Annotated in this window: 14 protein-coding genes; 5 read left to right on the plus strand and 9 right to left on the minus strand. The window is 70.5% G+C overall.

The window, feature by feature from the left end; genetic code table 11:
* Positions 1-39 precede the first annotated feature (39 nt).
* The 4 genes from ACH4ZA_RS04765 to ACH4ZA_RS04780 all read left to right on the plus strand — a co-directional run bounded on the left by ACH4ZA_RS04765 (position 40) and on the right by ACH4ZA_RS04780 (position 4,723).
* Positions 40-1,086, plus strand: a complete 1,047-nt coding sequence (locus ACH4ZA_RS04765) for a rhamnogalacturonan acetylesterase (protein ID WP_398428012.1) — start codon at positions 40-42, stop codon at positions 1,084-1,086.
* Positions 1,087-1,176: 90 nt separating this feature from the next.
* Entirely contained in the window at positions 1,177-3,045 is a 1,869-nt protein-coding gene (locus ACH4ZA_RS04770; RefSeq protein WP_398428013.1) for a DUF2264 domain-containing protein, read from the plus strand.
* A gap of 341 nt (positions 3,046-3,386) precedes the next feature.
* On the plus strand, positions 3,387-3,758 hold the full coding sequence (locus ACH4ZA_RS04775; RefSeq protein ID WP_398428014.1) for a VOC family protein: 372 nt from the start codon (positions 3,387-3,389) through the stop codon (positions 3,756-3,758).
* A gap of 185 nt (positions 3,759-3,943) precedes the next feature.
* A complete protein-coding gene (locus ACH4ZA_RS04780; protein ID WP_398428015.1) occupies positions 3,944-4,723 on the plus strand; it encodes an isocitrate lyase/phosphoenolpyruvate mutase family protein in 780 nt (259 codons plus the stop codon).
* Positions 4,724-4,767: 44 nt separating this feature from the next.
* Here the strand turns inward: ACH4ZA_RS04780 and ACH4ZA_RS04785 are convergent, their stop codons facing one another.
* Complete coding sequence (locus ACH4ZA_RS04785) at positions 4,768-5,367, minus strand: TetR/AcrR family transcriptional regulator (RefSeq protein ID WP_398428016.1); 600 nt, start codon at positions 5,365-5,367, stop codon at positions 4,768-4,770.
* A gap of 865 nt (positions 5,368-6,232) precedes the next feature.
* On the opposite strand from ACH4ZA_RS04785, the gene ACH4ZA_RS04790 reads away from it, so the two are divergent.
* On the plus strand, positions 6,233-7,360 hold the full coding sequence (locus ACH4ZA_RS04790) for a hypothetical protein (protein WP_398428017.1): 1,128 nt from the start codon (positions 6,233-6,235) through the stop codon (positions 7,358-7,360).
* A 92-nt stretch (positions 7,361-7,452) separates the two neighbouring features.
* Here the strand turns inward: ACH4ZA_RS04790 and ACH4ZA_RS04795 are convergent, their stop codons facing one another.
* The 8 genes from ACH4ZA_RS04795 to ACH4ZA_RS04830 all read right to left on the minus strand — a co-directional run bounded on the left by ACH4ZA_RS04795 (position 7,453) and on the right by ACH4ZA_RS04830 (position 18,307).
* Positions 7,453-8,253, minus strand: a complete 801-nt coding sequence (locus ACH4ZA_RS04795; RefSeq protein WP_398428018.1) for an ABC transporter permease — start codon at positions 8,251-8,253, stop codon at positions 7,453-7,455.
* A gap of 6 nt (positions 8,254-8,259) precedes the next feature.
* Positions 8,260-9,063 (minus strand): ABC transporter permease, encoded by an 804-nt coding sequence (locus tag ACH4ZA_RS04800; RefSeq protein WP_398428019.1) that lies wholly within the window; start codon positions 9,061-9,063, stop codon positions 8,260-8,262.
* Positions 9,063-10,058 carry an ATP-binding cassette domain-containing protein gene (locus tag ACH4ZA_RS04805; RefSeq protein ID WP_398428020.1) on the minus strand — a complete coding sequence of 332 codons (996 nt, stop codon included), beginning with the start codon at positions 10,056-10,058 and terminating at the stop codon, positions 9,063-9,065. The genes ACH4ZA_RS04800 and ACH4ZA_RS04805 overlap by 1 nt, the downstream gene beginning before the upstream one ends.
* Before the next feature lie 130 nt (positions 10,059-10,188).
* Positions 10,189-13,065 carry a glycoside hydrolase family 2 TIM barrel-domain containing protein gene (locus tag ACH4ZA_RS04810; RefSeq protein WP_398428021.1) on the minus strand — a complete coding sequence of 959 codons (2,877 nt, stop codon included), beginning with the start codon at positions 13,063-13,065 and terminating at the stop codon, positions 10,189-10,191.
* 12 nt (positions 13,066-13,077) lie between these two features.
* Positions 13,078-13,974, minus strand: coding sequence for a carbohydrate ABC transporter permease (locus ACH4ZA_RS04815; RefSeq protein ID WP_398428022.1), 897 nt, complete (start codon positions 13,972-13,974; stop codon positions 13,078-13,080).
* Positions 13,971-14,936 carry a carbohydrate ABC transporter permease gene (locus tag ACH4ZA_RS04820; protein ID WP_398428023.1) on the minus strand — a complete coding sequence of 322 codons (966 nt, stop codon included), beginning with the start codon at positions 14,934-14,936 and terminating at the stop codon, positions 13,971-13,973. The genes ACH4ZA_RS04815 and ACH4ZA_RS04820 overlap by 4 nt, the downstream gene beginning before the upstream one ends.
* A 16-nt stretch (positions 14,937-14,952) precedes the next feature.
* Positions 14,953-16,218, minus strand: coding sequence for an ABC transporter substrate-binding protein (locus ACH4ZA_RS04825; protein ID WP_398428025.1), 1,266 nt, complete (start codon positions 16,216-16,218; stop codon positions 14,953-14,955).
* Positions 16,219-17,053: 835 nt separating this feature from the next.
* Positions 17,054-18,307, minus strand: coding sequence for an ROK family transcriptional regulator (locus tag ACH4ZA_RS04830; protein ID WP_398428026.1), 1,254 nt, complete (start codon positions 18,305-18,307; stop codon positions 17,054-17,056).
* Positions 18,308-18,448: the final 141 nt, after the last annotated feature.

Here is an 18,448-nt window from a genome sequence, read left to right on the forward strand (position 1 = left end):
CCAGCCGCCAGCCCCTGTGCCATGACGGAGGAAACGCACGTGAGACGTTTCAATACCGCCGTGCTGGCGGCCCTGACCTTGGCCGCCGGCCTGACGGCCGCGCCGACCGCCCACGCCCACGGCGGTCGCGCCCCCCTCGGCATCGACAACTGCTCGGCCACCGCCTGCCACTTCGACGTCGCACCAGGCAGCTATGACGTGACGGTCGTACTCGGCGGCGGCGTCGCGTCCGCCACCGGCGTCACCGCGGAGACCCGGCGAACCCTGCTTCCCGAGACCGCCGTCCCCGCGGCCGGACACGTCGTCCGCAGCTTCACCGTCGACGTCCGAACCCCCGAGGGGGAGCCCACCGGGCCCGCCGGGACCGCCGGCCTGGACCTGGTCCTCGGCGGATCCGCTCCGGCCCTGGCGGACATCCGGGTCACCCCCGCCCGGCACGCCCGGCAGATGTTCCTCGTCGGCGACTCCACCGTCTGCGACCAGCCCGCCGAGCCGTACACGGGGTGGGGCCAGCAGCTGCCGCAGTATCTGCGGCAAGGTGTTTCCGTCGCCAACTACGCGGACTCGGGGGAGAGTACGGTCACGTACCTGGGGAACCCGCAACTCTGGGCCACGGTCCGGCCGCTGATCCGCCACGGCGACCTCGTCCTGGTCCAGCTCGCCCACAACGACAAGACGACCGACGAGGCGACGTACCGCGCGAACCTCGAGGCACTGGTGGCGGGGGTGAGGGAGAAGGGCGGCCGGCCGGTCCTGGTGACACCCATCGTGCGCCGCTGGTTCAACGCCGACGGCACACTGAACAACGGAACGGCTCTGCTGGTCAACGGACTCGGCGTCGACCACCCGGCGGTCATCCGCTCGGTCGCCGCCGCACAGGACGTCCCGCTGATCGACCTCACCGCCAGGACCAAGGCGGTGGTGGAGTCCCTCGGCGTCGAGGGCTCCAAGGCGCTCTACCTGTACAACGAGAAAAGGGACAACACGCACACCTCCGTGCACGGGGCCACCGTCTACGCGGGCCTGGTGCGCGACGAACTCCTCGCCCGGCATCTGGTGCCCGAAGGCACCGTGCGGGTGGGATGAACGCCTGGGGGCGCCCCGACCGGAACCGGGACGCCCCCAGGTCCTGACATCCCTGTGCCCGGACCCGGCAGCGAAGGAAAGAAACACACCATGCACCTGCCCCCGCCCGACCTCGCCCGCAGCCCCCGCACGGGATACACCCGCGCCCACTGGGAAGCCGCCGCCGACGCCCTGCTCGCCGCGGTGGAGCCGTACGCCACCGAAGACCGCGCTCTCTATTACTTTCCCGGAAGCCACGGGAGCTGGTCCGGCCGGCTCTCCGACGGCCTGGAGGGATACGCCCGCACGCTTCTGCTCGCCGCGTTCCGCCGGGACGAAACCGCGCTGGAACGTTACGCGAGCGGTCTCTCGGCCGGCGTCCGCGGTGTCTGGCCCCGCATCGAGGACCGAGGGCAGCCCCTCGTCGAAGCCGCGTCCATCGCCCTCGCGCTGCGGCTGACCCGCCCGATGCTCTGGGACCGGCTCGACGACGACACCCGGCAACGCACGGCGGCCTGGCTCGGTGACTCGCTCACCGCGGATCCCTGGCCCTGCAACTGGGAGCTGTTTCCCGTCACCGTGGGCGGATTCCTGGAATCGGTCGGCCATGAGCCGGAGGCTTCCCGCAAGGCGATCGACCGGGGCCTCGAGCGCATCGAGCAGTGGTACGTCGGCGACGGCTGGTACACCGACGGCCCCGGCCGGGCCTTCGACTACTACAACGGCTGGGCCATGCACCTCTACCCGGTCCTGCACGCCTGGCTTGCCGACGACGCCGACCTGCTGGCCCGCTACGGCGGCCGGCTGGCCACCCATCTCGCCGACTACGCCCGCCTGTTCGGCGCCGACGGGGCCCCGATGCACCAGGGGCGCTCCCTCACCTACCGCTTCGCGACCACCGCTCCCCTGTGGCTGGGCGCCCTGACCGGCCACACGCCGCTGCCTGCGGGCGAGACCCGCCGCCTCGCCTCGGGCGCGCTCAAATACTTCCTGGACCGGGACGCGGTCGACGCGCACGGACTGCTGACCCTCGGCTGGCACGGCGCCGACGAGTCGGTCCTGCAGGGATACTCGGGCCCGGCTTCCCCCTACTGGGCCAGCAAGGGTTTCCTCGGGCTGCTCCTTCCACCGGAACACGACGTGTGGACCGCTCGGGAAGAAGCGGCACCGGCCGAGCGGGAAAACGCGATCACGCCGCTTGCCGCACCCAACTGGCTCATTCAGTCGACCAGTTCGGACGGCCTGGTCCGCCTGCACAACCACGGCAGCGAGGACGTCCGTTACGACCCGTACTACACCCGTTTCGCGTACTCCACCGTCACCCGGCCGTTGGGCTCACCGCCGGACAACACCGTCACGGTCGGCGGCGACCCGCAGCGTGAAGGCATCGTCCCGCTCGGCGCCGGAGAGGGCTGGGCGGCCTCACGGCACCTCCAGAGCTCCGGCGCCGAGGTCACGAGCCTGGTGGTCGCCGACGGCGCCGTGGAGGTGCGCGCCCACCTGGTCGCGGGCGTCGCCCCGGGTACGGACGTCCTCGTCACGGGCTGGGCGACCGTGGAGGGCGGGGCGGAGCGAGCCGAGCTGCTGCCCGTGCACGGGCTCACGGGCCACGCTCCTGCGCTCTCGGGCGTGGTGGACGAAGGCCCCGCGACGCTCTTCGTCGCGCTGGCCCGGCTCACCGCGGAGCCGGACCCGCTGCCCCTCCAGGACCTCGCGGCCGTGAAGGTGCACAGGACGGCGGCAGCCGACGACGCGCACGGTGCGTACGACCTGAGCATCCGCTGGCGGACGGGCCCGGAGCGCCGCTTCCGCTTCCTGGCATCGGGTGGCAGGCCCACAGCGTTGACCGACGCGGCTGACGCCGGCGGGCGCGGCGCTCCGGACGAGGTCACGACGCCGGACGCGGCCACCGCTCCCGGCGGTCCCACGGTTTCGGACGAGCGATCCGCAACGCCGTCGTGGTCGGTGAAGCCCTGGTGAGCGTGCCGTTGCGTCCGGCGGCGTCACCGGAGTGAGCGACGACAGACGGCGGACCGTCCATGCGTCGCGATGACGCGGGACGCGATGCCGCCGACGACGCGGGTGCTCCACACGTGGTCCGGCTTAGGCGGTCCGCGCACCGGCTTACGCCGTTCCGATTGACGAGCCTGAGGTGGGCGCCCTGCGAACGCACCGGTGCAGGTGCCGACGGCGCACACCTCGCGTTCGTTCGGAACTCCCAAGTGCCGTGACCGAGGGAAACATTGCCGACCCGGGGACACGTTCCTCGGACCGCGAAAACTGCGTTGCTGTGCGTAAGCGGTTTCGAGAAGAATCCGCGCATGACTTCTGCCATACGCCATGTGACGATCGCCTGTTCTGACCCCTACGCCCTCGGCAGCTTCTGGTCCGAGGTGCTCGGCCAGCCGCTCCAGGAGGACGACCAGCCCGGCGACGAGGAGGCGCTCATCGCCGGGGCGGGCCTGCTGTTCGTCACCGTCCCGGAGACCAAGAACCAGAGGAACCGCGTCCACCTCGACATCCAGCCGCAGGACCGCACCCGTGATGAGGAAGTGGAGCGCCTGCTCAAGCTCGGCGCCACGCTGTTCGACGACCGTCGTATGCCCGACGGCAGGGGATGGGCCGTCCTCAGGGATCCGGAGGGCAACGAGTTCTGCGTGGAGCGCAGCGAGCGGGAGCGTGCCGCCGACTGACACCTCGGCGGCAGCGTCGACGGCGGAGCCGAGACGGCCCGGGGAAGTGGCAGCGCCGGGCCCGACGCGGCTGCCGCATGCGCTGCGGCCGCGGTGCCGCGTGTGCCATGGCAGCGTCGGGCGGCTGCCGTCGGGCCTCGACAGTTCGGCGGTGGCCGCAGCGACACGCCTCTAGCGTGACGCGTATGCGCGCACCCCGAGCGACCTCCACGTCGGCCTCTTTCGCGGACCTTCATCGCACCGACGCTCCCCTCCTTCTGCCCAACGCCTGGGACCACGCCTCCGCGGCCGCCATGGCGGGGCAGGGCTTCCGGGCGATCGGTACGACGAGTCTGGCCGTGGCCGCGGCGGTGGGACGGCCCGACGGCGCTTCCGCGACCCGCGACGAGACACTGCGCCTAGCGCTGACATTGGGTTCACAACCGTTTCTTCTGTCCGTCGACGCCGAAACAGGTTTCAGTGACGATCCGGACGAGGTGGCGGAGCTGGCGCGGCAGCTTGCGGCCGTGGGTGCCGTGGGCATCAACCTGGAGGACGGCTTCGGCCGGGTGGCCCGGCACGCGGCGAAGATCGCCGCCGTCAAGTCGGCCGTGCCGGGCCTGTTCGTGAACGCCCGCACGGACACGTACTGGCTCGGCGAGCACGGCGCCACCGAGACGCTTGCCCGCCTCGACGCCTACCAACAGGCGGGAGCCGACGGCGTGTTCGTGCCCGGGCTGACCGATGCGAAAGAGATCTCGGTGCTCGTCGCACGAATTGACGTGCCGCTCAACATCCTCTACTCACCGGCCGGCCTCACCGTCGCGCACCTCGCCGAGCTCGGTGTGAGCCGCATCAGTCTCGGTTCGTTGCTGTACCGGCGGGCTCTGGGCGCCGTGCTGGAGGCCGTCGACGCCGTCCGTGCAGGGCGCACTCCTGGTGGCCGCACACCGACCTACCAAGAGGTGGCAAGCCTGGCGCCCTGACCGGAGAGTTCACTGTTTGCTGTCAGGTTTGCTGTCAGGCGTCGTCATCCGTGATCGCCGGCCGCCTCCCGCGGCCAGTGGGTGAGGGCCGCGTGCAGGGCGTCGACCGCCTTGTCCCACGACTGCCGTACGTCCCGGGGCGCGCCGAAGCCGCCGCCCGCCTCCAGCATGCAGTACCCGTGGAACGTGCTGCGCAACAGGCGGACGGCGTCCGTGAGGTCGGGCTCATCGAGGCCGTACCCCCGGAGCATCCCGTAGGTGATCTCGGCGGTGCGGCGCAGGACGGGGGAGTCCGCGGTCAGTTCCCGGTCCCGCTCCGGGTCGATACGGATCTGTGTGGCGGCGTACCTGCCCGGGTGCTGCAGCGCGTACCGCCGGTAGGCCCCCGCGAAGGCGACCAGCGCGTCCTTGCCCGCGAGTCCGACGACGGCGGAGCCGATCGCGTCGATCATCTCGCCGCCGACGAACAGCGCGAGTCTGGTGCGCAGTTCCCCGAGGCTCCTGACGTGCGAGTACAGACTCGCGTCCTTCACGCCGAAGCGCCGGGCCAGCGCCGAGATGCTGACGTGGTCGAAGCCGGCCTCGTCGGCCAGTTCGGCGGCGGCTTCGACCAGGCGGTCGGTGGTGAGGCCGACTCTTGGCATGGGCAACCGCCTTGTGCGCGCTCGAAGGACCCGGGGTGTCGGCGAAATCCTAAGTGCTCCGCAGGCGAAAGGCCGGAGCGCATGGACCGGGTGAATGACCCGTACCTGCACCAGGGCGGCTGCGGGGCACTCTGATACTGTGCCGCGACGCATGCAGGGGGGCCGGTGTGCAGCGGGGTGCAGGGGGATGACGGGCCGCGGAAACCGATGTCGCAACGATCGGTACCTCGAGCCGCCTTCAGCTTCACCACTGTCGAACTCGACAACCCCTCGGTGCCGAGAACTCGGAGAATCCGGACAACCGTTTCCAGGGGTGGAGATGTCACGTGCGTCGCTGATGTCGGCGTGGGTGACGCTGTCGTTCCGCGCCGTGTGCGCTTCCGTGTGCTCGACCGGGAGCAACGACGGTTCCGCATCGGGCGCGAGTGTTGCCGAAACGCCGTTCTCGACGCTTTCCGTCCCTCACACGGCCACCGGGTCTCCTTCACCGAACGCCACCGCGGGTGGCCGCGCGTCTCTTCGCTCTACGCGTCGACGGCTGTGCCGTGCACGGAGTCGAGCGGCACGAGAGCGCGCCGCCGCGCAGCGCCGTTCGCCAAGCAGAAGCGCGACCGCAAGAGGCGCGACGGCGACGGCGGTTCCGCATCCGGGAGCCGGCACCCCGGAAGCGGCGGCAGGCCGGGAGCGTTCGACTCCGTTCCGCAGAATCCCCATCGGGGACCGCACGCCCCGCCGGCTCCCCGGCGCCCTGTCCCCACGCCAAAGTGGAGTTGCGCAGAACGGCGGCCCGAAGGCCCCGTCGGGCCGGCGCACACGGCAGGTTCCTGAAACAACCTGAAAGCAAGAGAAAGAAGGTACGCACCCCGTGGTCGGCAAACCCTCTGATGAGGCGGGAGACAACCCGTCCATATCCGACGAGGAATGGCAGGCCTTCCTCCGGGACAGCGAGCTCGGCGCGGCCTCCGCTCCGAAGGAGCCCTCCGCCAGGGCCCGCATGGTCACCGAACGGCTGCGGCACCAGGGCGAGCCCGAGGGCTGGCGGACCGGTCCGACCCCGCGGGACATGAACGGCAGAACGAGGCGGCGGCAGGTGTGGTCGGCGCTCGGCGTGCTCCTGGCGCTCGGTGTGGTCGCCGTGGCGCTCAGACCGTCCCTGCTGCCCGGTGACCCCTTCGGAACAGGCGAACCCAGGGCCGCCGCCGTGTCTCCGTTGCCCGCGGAGACCGCAGCCCCCACCGCCGCACCGGGGTCCGTGCCCGACCAGGTGCCGACCATCGACAGGCCCTTCGCCGGTTCCCCCGCCCTCGCCTGGGCCGACGGCCAGGCCGGTGTGGTCCTGCCGGCCGCCCATGCCGTCGGGCCGGCGCCGAAGGAACGTGTGTCGAAAGCGCTGGAACTGACCAGGAAACTGCTGATCGGCGCGAACCTGGAGCCGAAGACGCTGCGCGGCGAACGTCCGGCCGCCGCTCTCTCGGTGCTCGATCCCAAGCAGCCGCATCTGCTCGACGACCTCGACGCATTCCTTCGCTCGCCGGACAGGACGCACGACCCGCTGACCCTGTTCAGTCGGTTCGACCCCGACGAGACCAGGGTCGTGGGCGACGTGGTCAAGACGCGCGGACGCATGACCTACAAGAAGAGCAAGCACGACGGTGTGATCGTGCACGCCGACTACACCTTCGTCTATCCCGTCCGGCCCGCCGAGGGCCCACCGGAGGTCACCCGGACGATCGTGCGGCGCGTCGTCGACGTCGAGATCCCCGACCCCGCGCACTACGACGTCACGCCGGGGCGGTTGCTCCTCGTCCGGTACGACGAGGAGCTCTTCAACTCGGCCTGTGACGTCCACGACGGTTTCCTGCACCCGCGGTTCAGGTCGGCGGAGCCGACGGGTCCGGCGCAGACCGGCCCGACCGCGGACCCGTACGACCGGAGCAAGGGCATCGGCGAGGGCAGCACGTCCGACAGTTGCGGAACCGCTTCCCGCATCTGAGCGGATCGAAGAAACGAGTTACTGCCCGGGACGGGCGTGAGGGCCTCGCCGGCCGGCGCGCCCGTCCCGGGTGTGAGCCGCTCGTCCGCCGGTCATCCGTTCACCCCCGTGTAGTGCCGCAGGCTCCATCGCCACAGCAGCCGTGAGCCGAGGTACGCCAGCAGGCCCAGCAGCGGGGAGACCGCCGCCAGCCAGTACGGGACGCCCGTGCCGTGCGCGTGGCCGGTCAGGACGGCGGCGGGGAAGTACGCGACGAAGGCGAGCGGGAGGCCGTACGTCAGGAAGCCGCCCACCGCCTTGGGCAGCACGTTGAGGGGGTAGCTTCCGAACGTGCCGAGAAGCTCCTCCAGCCAGCGCCCCCAGTAGTCGGCGGCCGGGAACCGCAGCGCCGCGGAGGCCACCGCCGTGAACAGGGCGGCCTCCAGGAACATGCCGCCGACGACGGCCGCGATCAGATACGACGTCCGGCCCGCCGTCCAGTCGAGTCCGCTGCGGCCGAGCGCGCCCGCCATCAGTGCCACCGCGACCGTCAGGTCGCCGATCGCGTTCGTCGGGAACACGCGCAGCTGCACCTGGAGGTGCACGGACATCGGACGCACCAGGCAGACGTCGATCTGGCCCTCCTGGATGAAGTGTCCGATGCCGTGCACGCGCCCCAGGAACAGCACGAACAGACCGTGGGCGAGCATCCGGTTCGCGGGAATGAGGAGGACGTCCGAGCTGTCCCAGCCGCCCATCCCGCTGAACCGGGTCAGCAGCACGGTCGCGAAGACGATGACCGAGACCTGCCAGACGGCGCCGATCGCGATCATCATCAGGAACTCGGAACGGTATTCCAGCTGCGCGCGGAAGTTGAGACGCGTGATCCGCCACGCCAGGCGCACGGTCTTCAACGGAGATCAGCCTCCCTGCGAGATGACCCGCCGGGCGGCGAGTCGCCACACCAGTCGGGTGAACAGCGCCAGCACGATCACCCAGGCGGCCTGGACCAGCAGGGCGGGCCCGGCGTCCGACAGCGGGATGCGGCCGACGTAGAGCGACAACGGCACGCTCAGCGTCGCCTGGAACGGCAGGAAGGCGCTCAGCGTGACGAACCAGTCAGGGAAGAACCACAAGGGTGCGTACACCCCGGAGAGCAGGTTCTGGGCGAAGATGAGGATGAGCATGGCGGCGTTGTTGCGCAACGTGAAGAAACAGAGCTGGTCGATGGCCAGCATGACGTAGTACAGGATCCACTGGCCGAGCAGCAGGCTCAGCGCGAACACCCCCGCCACGGCCGCGGAACCGGGAGGACTCACCGTCCCGGTCCACAGGCAGACGGCGTATCCGGCCAGCGCCCATGCCAGACCGTACAGCTGCTCGCCGAGCGCCCGCAGGGCGTAGTAGCGCTGCGGCGGCAGCGGCCGCAGGTACCAGTACACGATGGTGCCGAAGTGCATGTGCTGGATGACGGTGTCCCGGCCCGTGTACTGGTCCAACGCCCGCAGCCGGGACGCGAGTACGGCCAGCACCGCGTAGGTGACCGCCTGGTCGCGGGTGAGTCCCCCGGTGGTGCCCGTGTGGGCGTACAGACCGCGCCACAGGGACGCCACCAGCACCACCTGCACGGCGAGCCGCAGCAGGGCGGCGGTCATCCGGGGCGGGGTGCGCAGCTCCCCGAGCGGGGTGACCCGGGCGGCGCGCCAGCCGGTCGGCACCGCCATCACGCGGTCCCGGCCTGGGCGTACGCGGCGCGCATCACGTCCTCCAAATCCGCCTCGTCCACGGCGACGTCCGTCACCTCGTACCGCTCGATGACGGCCTTCAGCGCCTGGTGGACGGTGGGCGCGCCCGCACCGTCCGGGCCGAACACCACCCGTGCGCCCTCGCGGCGCAGGACCGTGATGCCCGGCGGCGCCACGACCTCGGCGTGCGGGTCGGCGAGAGTGGCCCGCACCTGCCAGGTGGAGCCGAAGGTGCGGCGGATCTCGTCGAGGGTGCCGTCCAGCACCAGCCTGCCGTGGTTGACCAGCACCACGCGCTCGGCGAGGCGCTCGACCTCCGTCATGTCGTGCGTGGTCAACAGGACCGTGCGGCCGCGCTGTTCGACCTGGTGGCGCAGGAACTCGCGGACCTGCTCCTTCACCACCACGTCCATCCCGATGGTGGGCTCGTCGAGGAAGACCACGGGCGGGTCGTGCAGCAGCGCCGCCGCGAGGTCGCAGCGCACCCGCTGGCCGAGCGACAGGTGGCGCACCCGGGTGTCCCAGAACGAGGACAGCTCGAGGAGATCGTCGAACTCCCTCAGCCGCAGCGCGTGTTCGGTGCCGGACACCTCGTAGATGTCGCGCAGGATCGCGAACGACTCGCGCACCGGAAGGTCCCACCACAGCTGCGTGCGCTGCCCGAAGACGGCTCCGATGTTGCGGGCGTTGCGTTCCCTCTCCCGGTACGGCACGACGCCCGCGACCCGCGCCTCACCGGACGTAGGGGTGAGGATGCCGGTGAGCATCTTGATGGCGGTGGACTTGCCGGCGCCGTTCGGGCCGAGGAGGGCGAGGAGTTCGCCCGGGGCCACGTCGAAGGTGATGTCGCGGACGGCGTGCTTGGCGATCCGTTCCGGGTCGACCAGGGACCGCAGACCGCCGATGAGGCCGGGGCGGCGGACGGTGGTGTGGAAGGTGCGGGACAGACCGCGCACCTCGATGCTGCCCTTCATTCGTTCAACCTCCACTGCGGCGCGGCGCGGCGCGGCCGGCCCGAGGGGCCGGCCGGCCGCGGGAGGGAGTCGGTCCGTGCCCGGACGTCGCCCGGCCGACAGCCGGGACGGCGTGCGGGCGGTCGGCCGGTCAGTCGGTCTCCGAGAACACGAAGGAGAACTCGACGGGTTCGGCGTTCAGGAAGTACTGCGGGAGCGGGCCGGGACCGCAGGACTGGGAGCCGATGCCGTGCTGGCCGTGGTCGAGGTTGACCCAGACCGTGTCGCCGGGGGTGAGGTCGGTCAGGTGCCGCGCGGCGTCCAGCTGCTCGGTCGTCCAGCGCCTGGCGGAGAACCAGAACGCCGGGTCCCCCTCGATGCGCAGGCCGCCGAGCTCCGCCCAGCGGACGTCGGCCCTGGCCCCGTTCTCCTGCGGGCGCACGTACGGGGTCTGCAGCTCCTCGATGCTCGCGTCCCACCGGCCGAGCAGCGACGCGGCCCTGGTGTCCGGGTACGCCTCGCCGGGACCGCCGCCGAACCACCGTGCGTGTCCGGCGGACTCTCCCGCCAGCCCGAAGCGGACGCCGATCCTGGGCAGCGGCATCGTCCAGTCGCCCTCGGGTCCCACGGAGACGGTCAGCTTCAGCCGGGTCCCGTCGGACGTCCAGCGGTACACCGTGCGCAGGCCCAGCTCGCGGCCGGCCGGCGCCACCCGGGTCCGTACGGTCAGCGCGTCGTCGGCCGGCTCGACGCCGTCCAGGCGGTGCCGCATGCGGTGCAGGCCGTACGTGCGCCACACCTGGCCGTAGCGCGTGTCGTCCTGCCATGACGCGCCGTCGTCGTTGTCGGTCGTCGCCCGCCACACGTCCAGACGCAGCTCCCGCACGTCGACGCCGCCGATCGACCTCGGCGCGCCGGTACGGGCGTCGAAGACGCCGGGCCCCAGCGTGAGCAGCCGTCCGCCGGGGACGGGTCGACGCGAGGCGGCGACGGTCACCGGCGCCCTCGGGACGACGGTCTCCTGACCCCAGGCCACCGGGTGGTCCCTGGGCGCCCACGACGTGTCCTCGGCGAGCAGCGCGCGAACCGTCCACTGGACCTCGCCGCCCTCGCCGACCGGACCCGACGGCAGCTTCACCTCGGCCGACTCCCCGGGTGCGAGGGGCCCGACGGTGAGAGCCCCCGAGCCGGCGGGAGAGCCGTCCACCTGGTGGAAGAACTCGAATTTCAGGTGGGAGAGGTCGCAGAAGTCGTAGCTGTTGGTGATCCGCACGGTCCCGCCCGTGCCGTCGCCCTCGATGCGGACCGGCTCGATCACCTTCTTGAACTCGACCAGGCCGGGGGAGGGCGTGCGGTCCGGGAAGAGCAGGCCGTCGCAGACGAAGTTGCCGTCGTGCAGCTCCTCGCCGAAGTCGCCGCCGTAGGCGTAGCCCAGCTCCGGGTGCAGGATGCCGTGGTCGATCCACTCCCAGACGAACGCGCCCTGGAGCCGGTCGTGCGCCTCGAAGACACGCTGGTAATCGGCCAGGCCGCCGGGGCCGTTGCCCATCGCGTGGGCGTACTCGCAGAGAATGAACGGCAGTTCACGCCGACCGAGTGTGCCGCCGTCCAGTCCCCGGCCGATCCGCTCGACCTCCTCGTGAGAGGCGTACATGCGGGAATAGACGTCCGTGTCACGGCAGTCGACGTCGCCCTCGTAGTGCACGAGGCGCGAGGCGTCACGGCCGTGGATCCACTCGGCCATCGCGGTCAGTCCGCGCCCGGTACCGGCCTCGTTGCCGAGGGACCAGATGACGACCGACGGATGGTTCTTGTCCCGTTCGACCATGCGGGCGGCGCGGTCGAGCAGCGCGGGGGTCCAGCGCTCGTCGTCGACGGGGTTGTCCCGCCAGTCCTGCTCGACGAACCCGTGGGTCTCCAGGTCGCACTCGTCGATGACCCACAGGCCGTACTCGTCGCACAGGTCGAGGAAGGCGGGGTGCGGCGGGTAGTGCGAGGTGCGGACGGCGTTGACGTTGTGCCGCTTCATCAGCAGCACGTCCGCGCGCATCGTCTCCAGGTCGAGGGCGCGGCCCGTCTCCGGGTGCCACTCGTGCCGGTTGACGCCCTTGAACAGGATCGGCCGGCCGTTGACCTTGATCAGACCGTCCGCCAGCTCGACGGTACGGAAACCGATGCGCAACGGCACCCGTTCGCCCTCGGTCACCAGCTCGCCGTCGTACAGCGTGGGCGTCTCCGCCGTCCAGGGCCGAACCGGCGTCGTGACGGTCTCCCCGGTCGCGGTGTCGATGCCCAGGGCCGGGACGACGACCCGCCCGTCGACGTCGGAGTCGACGCGCAGCGCGCCCTCGCCCGTGACGTGGTCGTAGGAGGCGTGCACGAAGAAGTCGAGCACGCTGCCCACGGGCCGGTGCAGCAGGGTGACGTCACGGAAGATGCCCGGCAGCCACCACTGGTCCTGGTCCTCCAGGTACGACCCCGCCGACCACTGGTGGACGCGCACCGCAAGGACGTTGCCGCGCTGCTTGAGCAGATGTCCCACCGCGAACTCGTGCGGCAGTCGGGACCCCTTGAACTCGCCGAGGTCCGTCCCGTTCAGCCAGAGACGGGCACAGGACTCCACACCGTCGAAACGGAGGACGAAACCGCCTTCGGAAAGGTCAGGCCACCCCTCGGGCAGGTCGAAGACCCGTCGATGGTCGCCGGTCGGGTTCTCGGTGGGAACGCGGGGCGGGTCCACCGGGAAGGGGTAGAGGTGGTTGGTGTAGATCGGTGAGCCGAAGACGCCGTCCCCCTGCAGCACCCAGTGGCCCGGCACCGTGACCTCGGCCCAGTCCTGCGCGTCGTAACCCTCCTCGGCGAACGCGTCGTCCTCGGCGTCGGCTGTGGCCGACACGCGAAGTCTCCAACGCCCGTTCAAAGAAAGGGACTTCGCGTCGGACGACGCGTACCAGGCGCGGGGCGCAAGGGCTCCGCTGCCGGGAGAGACGCTCTCGACGTAGTCGACGGCCGGGGTGCGCAAGGACATGGGTCTCCTAGGTCAGCCCTTGATGCCGGTCTGTGCGATCCCCTGGACCAGCCAGCGCTGGAGGAAGAGGAACACGAACACCAGGGGCAGGATGGAAAAGGCGGTGGCCATGAAGATCAGGTGGAAGACGACGGTCTGGTTGGTCATGTAGTTGGAGAGCGCGACCTGGACCGTCCACGACCCCGGGTCCTGGCCGATGACCAGCGGCCACAGGAACGAGTTCCAGCCGTTGATGAAGGTGATGGTCGCCATCGCCGCGAAGAAGTTCAGCGAGTTGGGCACCACGATGCGCCAGTACGCACCCCAGTAACCCAGTCCGTCCACGCGCGCGGCCTCCTCCAGCTCCTTGGGGAAGCCCAGGAAGTACTGCCGGAACAGGAAACAGGTGAAACCGCTGAACAGGCCCGGGATGATGAGACCCCGGTAGGTGTCCACCCAGCCGAGCGACGACACCAGGACGAAGCTGGGGACGAAGGTGACCGCCGTCGGGACCATCAGGGTACCGAGGACGGCGTAGAAGACCTTGTTGGCGTGCCGGTACGGGATGCGGGCGAGGCCGTAGCCCGCGAGCGAGCACACCAGCAGGACGCCGACGGTGTGCAGGGTGGCCACCACCGCCGAGTTCCACAGCGACTGGGCGAAGGGAACCGTCTCGTCCGTGAACAGTTCCTTGACGTTGCCCCACTGGATGTCCGTGGGGAAGAACTTCCAGTTCTCTCCGGTGATGTCGGTGTCGGTGGACAGGGCGTTGCGGACGAGCAGGTAGAAGGGGACGAGGAAGAAGAAGCCGGCGACACCGGTGGCGATGTAGAGGCCGGTGGAGCTCATCACGCCGCCGCCGCGCCCGCCTCGGCGGGGCTTTCGGGACGGCGGTGCGGTTTTGTGCACCTCGGGCGTCGTGGTGGTCACTTGGACTCGTCCCCCCTTCCGAAGCCCATGAACTTGCCCTGGAGCAGGGTCACGGCGCAGATCAGCACGGTCAGGATGACCGCTCCGGCGCTGCCGGCGCCGTAGTCCTGGCTCTCGCCGAGGGCCTTGTAGTACAGCTCGACCAGCGGCGGACGGCCCCACGTGGTCTTCGACAGCAGGTTGAAGAACTCGTCGAACGCCTGGTAGGCGGCGATGAGCAGCAGCAGGATCACCGCGGTGGAGGTGGCGCGCAGCTGGGGCAGGGTGATGTGGCGGAAGGTCTGCCAGCCCGGCTTGGCGCCGTCGATGGCGGCCGCCTCGTACAGTTCGCCCGGGATGTTCTGCAGCGCGGCGAGGAAGAGGATCATGTAGAAGCCGGACTGCAGCCACAGGCGCGCCGTGACGATGACGAGCCAGTACCAGGGCGGGTTGGGGTCGACCAGCCAGGCGATGTTGTCGATGCCGAACCAGGCGAGGACCGTGTTCATGAGGCCGAAGCGGACCCCGCTGAAGATCGACATCTTCCAGATGAGCGCGGCGGCGACGTAACTGCACGCGGTCGGCAGGAAGAACACCGAACGGAAGAACGCCCGCATGAAGCGGAGCCGGTTCACAGCCAGGGCCAGGCTCAGCGACAGCGCCCACGTGGTGGGCACGATGAACGCGGCGAAGACGGTGAAGGTGACGAGGGAGCCGACGAAGTCGTCGTTCGTCAGCATGTAGGTGTAGTTCTCGAAGCCGATGAACTTGTCCGGCGTGACGGTGAAGCGGGCCTCGAAGAAGCTGAGCCAGATGCTCCACACGATCGGCGCGTAGACGAAGATCGCCAGACCGATCAGGAACGGCCCCGTGAAGAGCCAGAAGTTGAAGGTGGGGCTGCCCCGCAGCCCCCGCCGCGGCTTGGCCGGTGAGGGCTTCGCCGGGGCGGGGTGCGCGAGGTCGCGCGTCGTGGTCGTCGACATGTCGAGGTCCCGCGGCCTATCCGAACAGCTTCTTGAGCTCGCGGTTGACGGCCGCGTCGGCCTTGTCCAGCGCGGCCTCCGGGTCCATGTCCTTGCGGACGGAGTTGGCGAAGACGTCCTCGAGCGAGGTGATCATGGCCTGGGTCCAGCCGATGTTGTCGAAGTGCCCGAACTCGTTGAAGAGCCTGACGCCCTCGGCGGCGTTGCCCGACTTGAGCTTGGTGGCGGACTGCGCGATCGACGTGCGCGGCGGGATGTGGAAGCCGTACGAGGTGGCCCAGTCCTCCTGGTACTTCTTCTGGTCGATCCACAGCCACTTGACGTATTCCTTGGCCGCGTCGACGTTCTTGCCCTTGGCGTTCACGAACATCGACCAGCCGCCGTTGTAGACGGACTGCTTGCCGGAGTCGACGGTCTTCGGGAAGGGGAAGACGCCCCAGTCGTCGCCGAGCGCCTTCTGGATGCCGGGCATCGCCCACATGCCGCAGAACTGGATCGCGCACAGGCCCTGGTTGAGCGACGAGGGGTCCCAGGACGCGGTCGGCGCGCCGAGCAGAAGGTGGCCGCTGGTGAACAGCTTGCGCATCTTCTTGATGCCCTCGATGACGCCCGGGGTGTGGTAGGCGATCTCGTTCTTCTCGTTCAGGGTGTCGGCGCCGGCCGACCAGATCATCGGGTTGATGACGCTGTGCAGGTCGTCGCCCATGTACAGGCCCTTGACCTTGCCCGTGGTGAGCTTGGCGGCGGCCTCCATCAGCTCGTCGAGCGTGGTCGGCACCTCGACCTTCGCCTTCTCCAGCATCGACTTGCGGTAGAAGAAGAACTGCGGGTCGTCGATCATGCGGACGCCGTATATCTTCCCGTCGACCGTGTGGGACTTGATGTCGGCCGGGTTGAAGTCGCTCTTGACCGGATCGATGATGTCGGTCAGATCCGCCACCTGACCGCTCTTGACCATCTGGATCTGCGGGTGGAACTCGAAGAGGTCGGGCGCGTTCTTGGTGAGCAGGGTGGCGAACAGCTTGCTCTCGAAGTCGGCGCTGGTGATCCACTGCGTGGTCACGTTCGCCTTGTCATAGGCCTTCGCGTACTTCTTGATCGCCTGCTCGGTGCCCGGCTCGCCGTACGCGTGGAAGTACTGCGTCAGGTCGACGCCCGAACCGGCACCGCCGCTGCGGCCGTTGTTGCCGCCGCAGGCCGCGAGGCTGCCGGCGGCGGCCATCCCCGCCGCGGCCCGGAAGAGGGACCTGCGGGACCAGTTGCTGTTGCTCAGTGCCGACATGGTGACGTCCTTGTCTCGGAGTACGGCTGGGGCTCTTCGCTCGGCGCAGGTGGCTCAATTCCTGTCGCGGAGCGGGACGTTAACCTTCGGCTAAGGCTTCGGCAAGGGGTTGGACGAAGTCTGTTCGAAGCGTTGTGATCGGTTCGGGATCGCGAACGGCAATGGCGTGGGCGTTGTTCGAAAGCGCTTGCGGCGGAGCTTGTGCAAGCGCTTTCAAAACGGGCGTCGTGGGCGTCGGGAAGGAAGGAGAGGGCCGCCGGTGTCAGGGCCGGCGGCCCTCGGTCTCAGGGGAGGGACGGTCGGCGCCCGCCGGGCCGTCGAGACGCCGTGGGCGCACCCGCCGAGGGGGCGCGGCAGCGTCTGCGCACCCGCCGGGCGTCACGTCTGCCGTCGTCACGGCGGCGGTCGTCATGACTGCGGTCGTCATGGCGGCGGTCGTCATGGCGGTGGCCGTCACGCACGCGCTCGCCGACCGGAGTGCCGCGGCGCGTGCGGGAGCCCGGGGCGCCGGAATCGCGGTACGCGGGGGTGTGCGACGCCGGCGACGTCCTGGCCCCGGGCCGGGCGCCGGTTCCTGCTCCGGGCCGGGCGCCGGCTCCGCGCGGGGTTCCGGTCGGGTGACCGTGCGGAGCCGGGCGAGCGGTGATGCCGGTGCTCGCGGGGACGGCGGGCATCGCGGCGCTCGTACGCGCCGTGCTCGCGGCTCTCGTGCGCGGCGTACTCGGGGCGGGCGCCGTGGCTGAGCGCGGCGCGCTCGCGGTGCCGGCGGCCAAGACGGCCTCCCTTTCCTCGTCGTGTGGTCGATGCGATGTGATGCGATGCGGTGTGCCGGGCGTCAGGGGGCCGGTGCGATGCGGCTCCTCACCCGGGCCGGCGCGGTGCGCTTGACGCTCCGCTGTCCGACCGACTGCAGCGCCCCTTCGAGCGCGAACGTCGCGGCCCCCAGGCACGCCGGGTCGGAGGGAATGGGCGACAGGACGATCCTGCTGGCGGCCAGCGGACGCTGCAGCGCATGCCGGGCGACGGCCTCGCGCACCTCATTCAGAAGGGGCTCGCCGAGCCGGGCGGCCACCCAGCTGCTCAGGACGACCACCCCGGGATTGAGGAGGTTGACCAGGTTGGCGATGCCGGCTCCGAGGTACCGGGCGGTCTCCCGGACCGCCTCGACGGCGTCGGGGTCCTGCGCGGCGAGCCCGGCGGCCAGCGCGTCGATCGTGGCGGTCTGGTCCTCCGGGTGCAACAGCGTGCTGTGCGGGCTGAGTTCACGCAGGTTCTGCATGATGCCGGGCGCGCCGACGTACGTCTCGACGCAACCGCGGTTGCCGCAACGGCACGGTCGGCCGTCGAGCACGAGCGTCGTGTGCCCCCACTCGCCGGCGCTGTTGCTGCCCCCGCGGTGCAGCCCGCCGCCCAGCACCAGACCGGCGCCCACTCCGGTCCCCAGGTTCACCACCACGGCGTCGCCGTGCCCGCGCGCCGCCCCGAACCACAGCTCGGCGACGGCGCCCGCGCGCAGCGGGTTGTCCAGGTACAACGGGTAGGCGATGTGCTCCGAGAGCAGGTCGAGCAACGGTACGTCGTGCCAGTCCCAGTTCGGCGCGTACGCGGAGACGCCGGTGGCGCGGTCCACCTGTCCCGGCACGCTCACCCCGACGCCGAGCACCCGGGCGGCCTCGACCCCGGCCTGGGCGACCACCGAGCCCGCGGCGGCGGCGACGTGACCGACGACCTGCTCGGGGCGGCTCTCGCCGGGCCGCATGTCCTCCGCGGCGCGGGCGAGCACGTTCAGGGCCAGATCGAACAGCTCGACATGAACGTAGGTCTCCGCGATGTCCACGCCGATCAACGCGCCCCCCGACGCGTTGACGGCCACGAGGCCCCGGGGGCGACCGCCCGCCGAATCCTCGAACCCGACCTCTGTGATCATGCGGAGGTCGAGCAGCTCGCCGACGAGCGTGGCGACGGTGGCGAGCGACAGACCGGTGGCTGCCGCGAGCTCCTGCCGGGACGTGGGCGAGGCGGCGATGATCTGACGCAGCACCTCGTAGCGGTTCGCGGTGCGGATGTCCCGTGACGTGCCGCGCTTCATGGAGCGTGCCCCCTCATCACTTCCGTCGGTCCCGCCCCTTCGGGCCGGGCGGGTCCGCCCGGCGACGGCACCGGCGCCGCGCCAGGCTATGGGGTGCCGCAGCGTTCGACAAGGGGTTAGGAAAGGGGCTTTATAAAGTCG

The organism is Streptomyces sp. NPDC020597, from assembly GCF_044335095.1.
In the GTDB taxonomy this organism is placed as follows: domain Bacteria; phylum Actinomycetota; class Actinomycetes; order Streptomycetales; family Streptomycetaceae; genus Streptomyces.

Excerpts from the sequence above, each read along its gene's own strand:
- ACH4ZA_RS04785 (WP_398428016.1), bottom strand. The coding sequence starts at position 5,367 with ATGCCAAGAGTCGGCCTCACCACCGACCGCCTGGTCGAAGCCGCCGCC.
- ACH4ZA_RS04820 (WP_398428023.1), bottom strand. The coding sequence starts at position 14,936 with ATGTCGACGACCACGACGCGCGACCTCGCGCACCCCGCCCCGGCGAAG.
- ACH4ZA_RS04770 (WP_398428013.1), top strand. The coding sequence starts at position 1,177 with ATGCACCTGCCCCCGCCCGACCTCGCCCGCAGCCCCCGCACGGGATAC.
- ACH4ZA_RS04775 (WP_398428014.1), top strand. The coding sequence starts at position 3,387 with ATGACTTCTGCCATACGCCATGTGACGATCGCCTGTTCTGACCCCTAC.
- ACH4ZA_RS04810 (WP_398428021.1), bottom strand. The coding sequence starts at position 13,065 with ATGTCCTTGCGCACCCCGGCCGTCGACTACGTCGAGAGCGTCTCTCCC.
- ACH4ZA_RS04805 (WP_398428020.1), bottom strand. The coding sequence starts at position 10,058 with ATGAAGGGCAGCATCGAGGTGCGCGGTCTGTCCCGCACCTTCCACACC.
- ACH4ZA_RS04780 (WP_398428015.1), top strand. The coding sequence starts at position 3,944 with ATGCGCGCACCCCGAGCGACCTCCACGTCGGCCTCTTTCGCGGACCTT.
- ACH4ZA_RS04825 (WP_398428025.1), bottom strand. The coding sequence starts at position 16,218 with ATGTCGGCACTGAGCAACAGCAACTGGTCCCGCAGGTCCCTCTTCCGG.
- ACH4ZA_RS04830 (WP_398428026.1), bottom strand. The coding sequence starts at position 18,307 with ATGAAGCGCGGCACGTCACGGGACATCCGCACCGCGAACCGCTACGAG.
- ACH4ZA_RS04800 (WP_398428019.1), bottom strand. The coding sequence starts at position 9,063 with ATGGCGGTGCCGACCGGCTGGCGCGCCGCCCGGGTCACCCCGCTCGGG.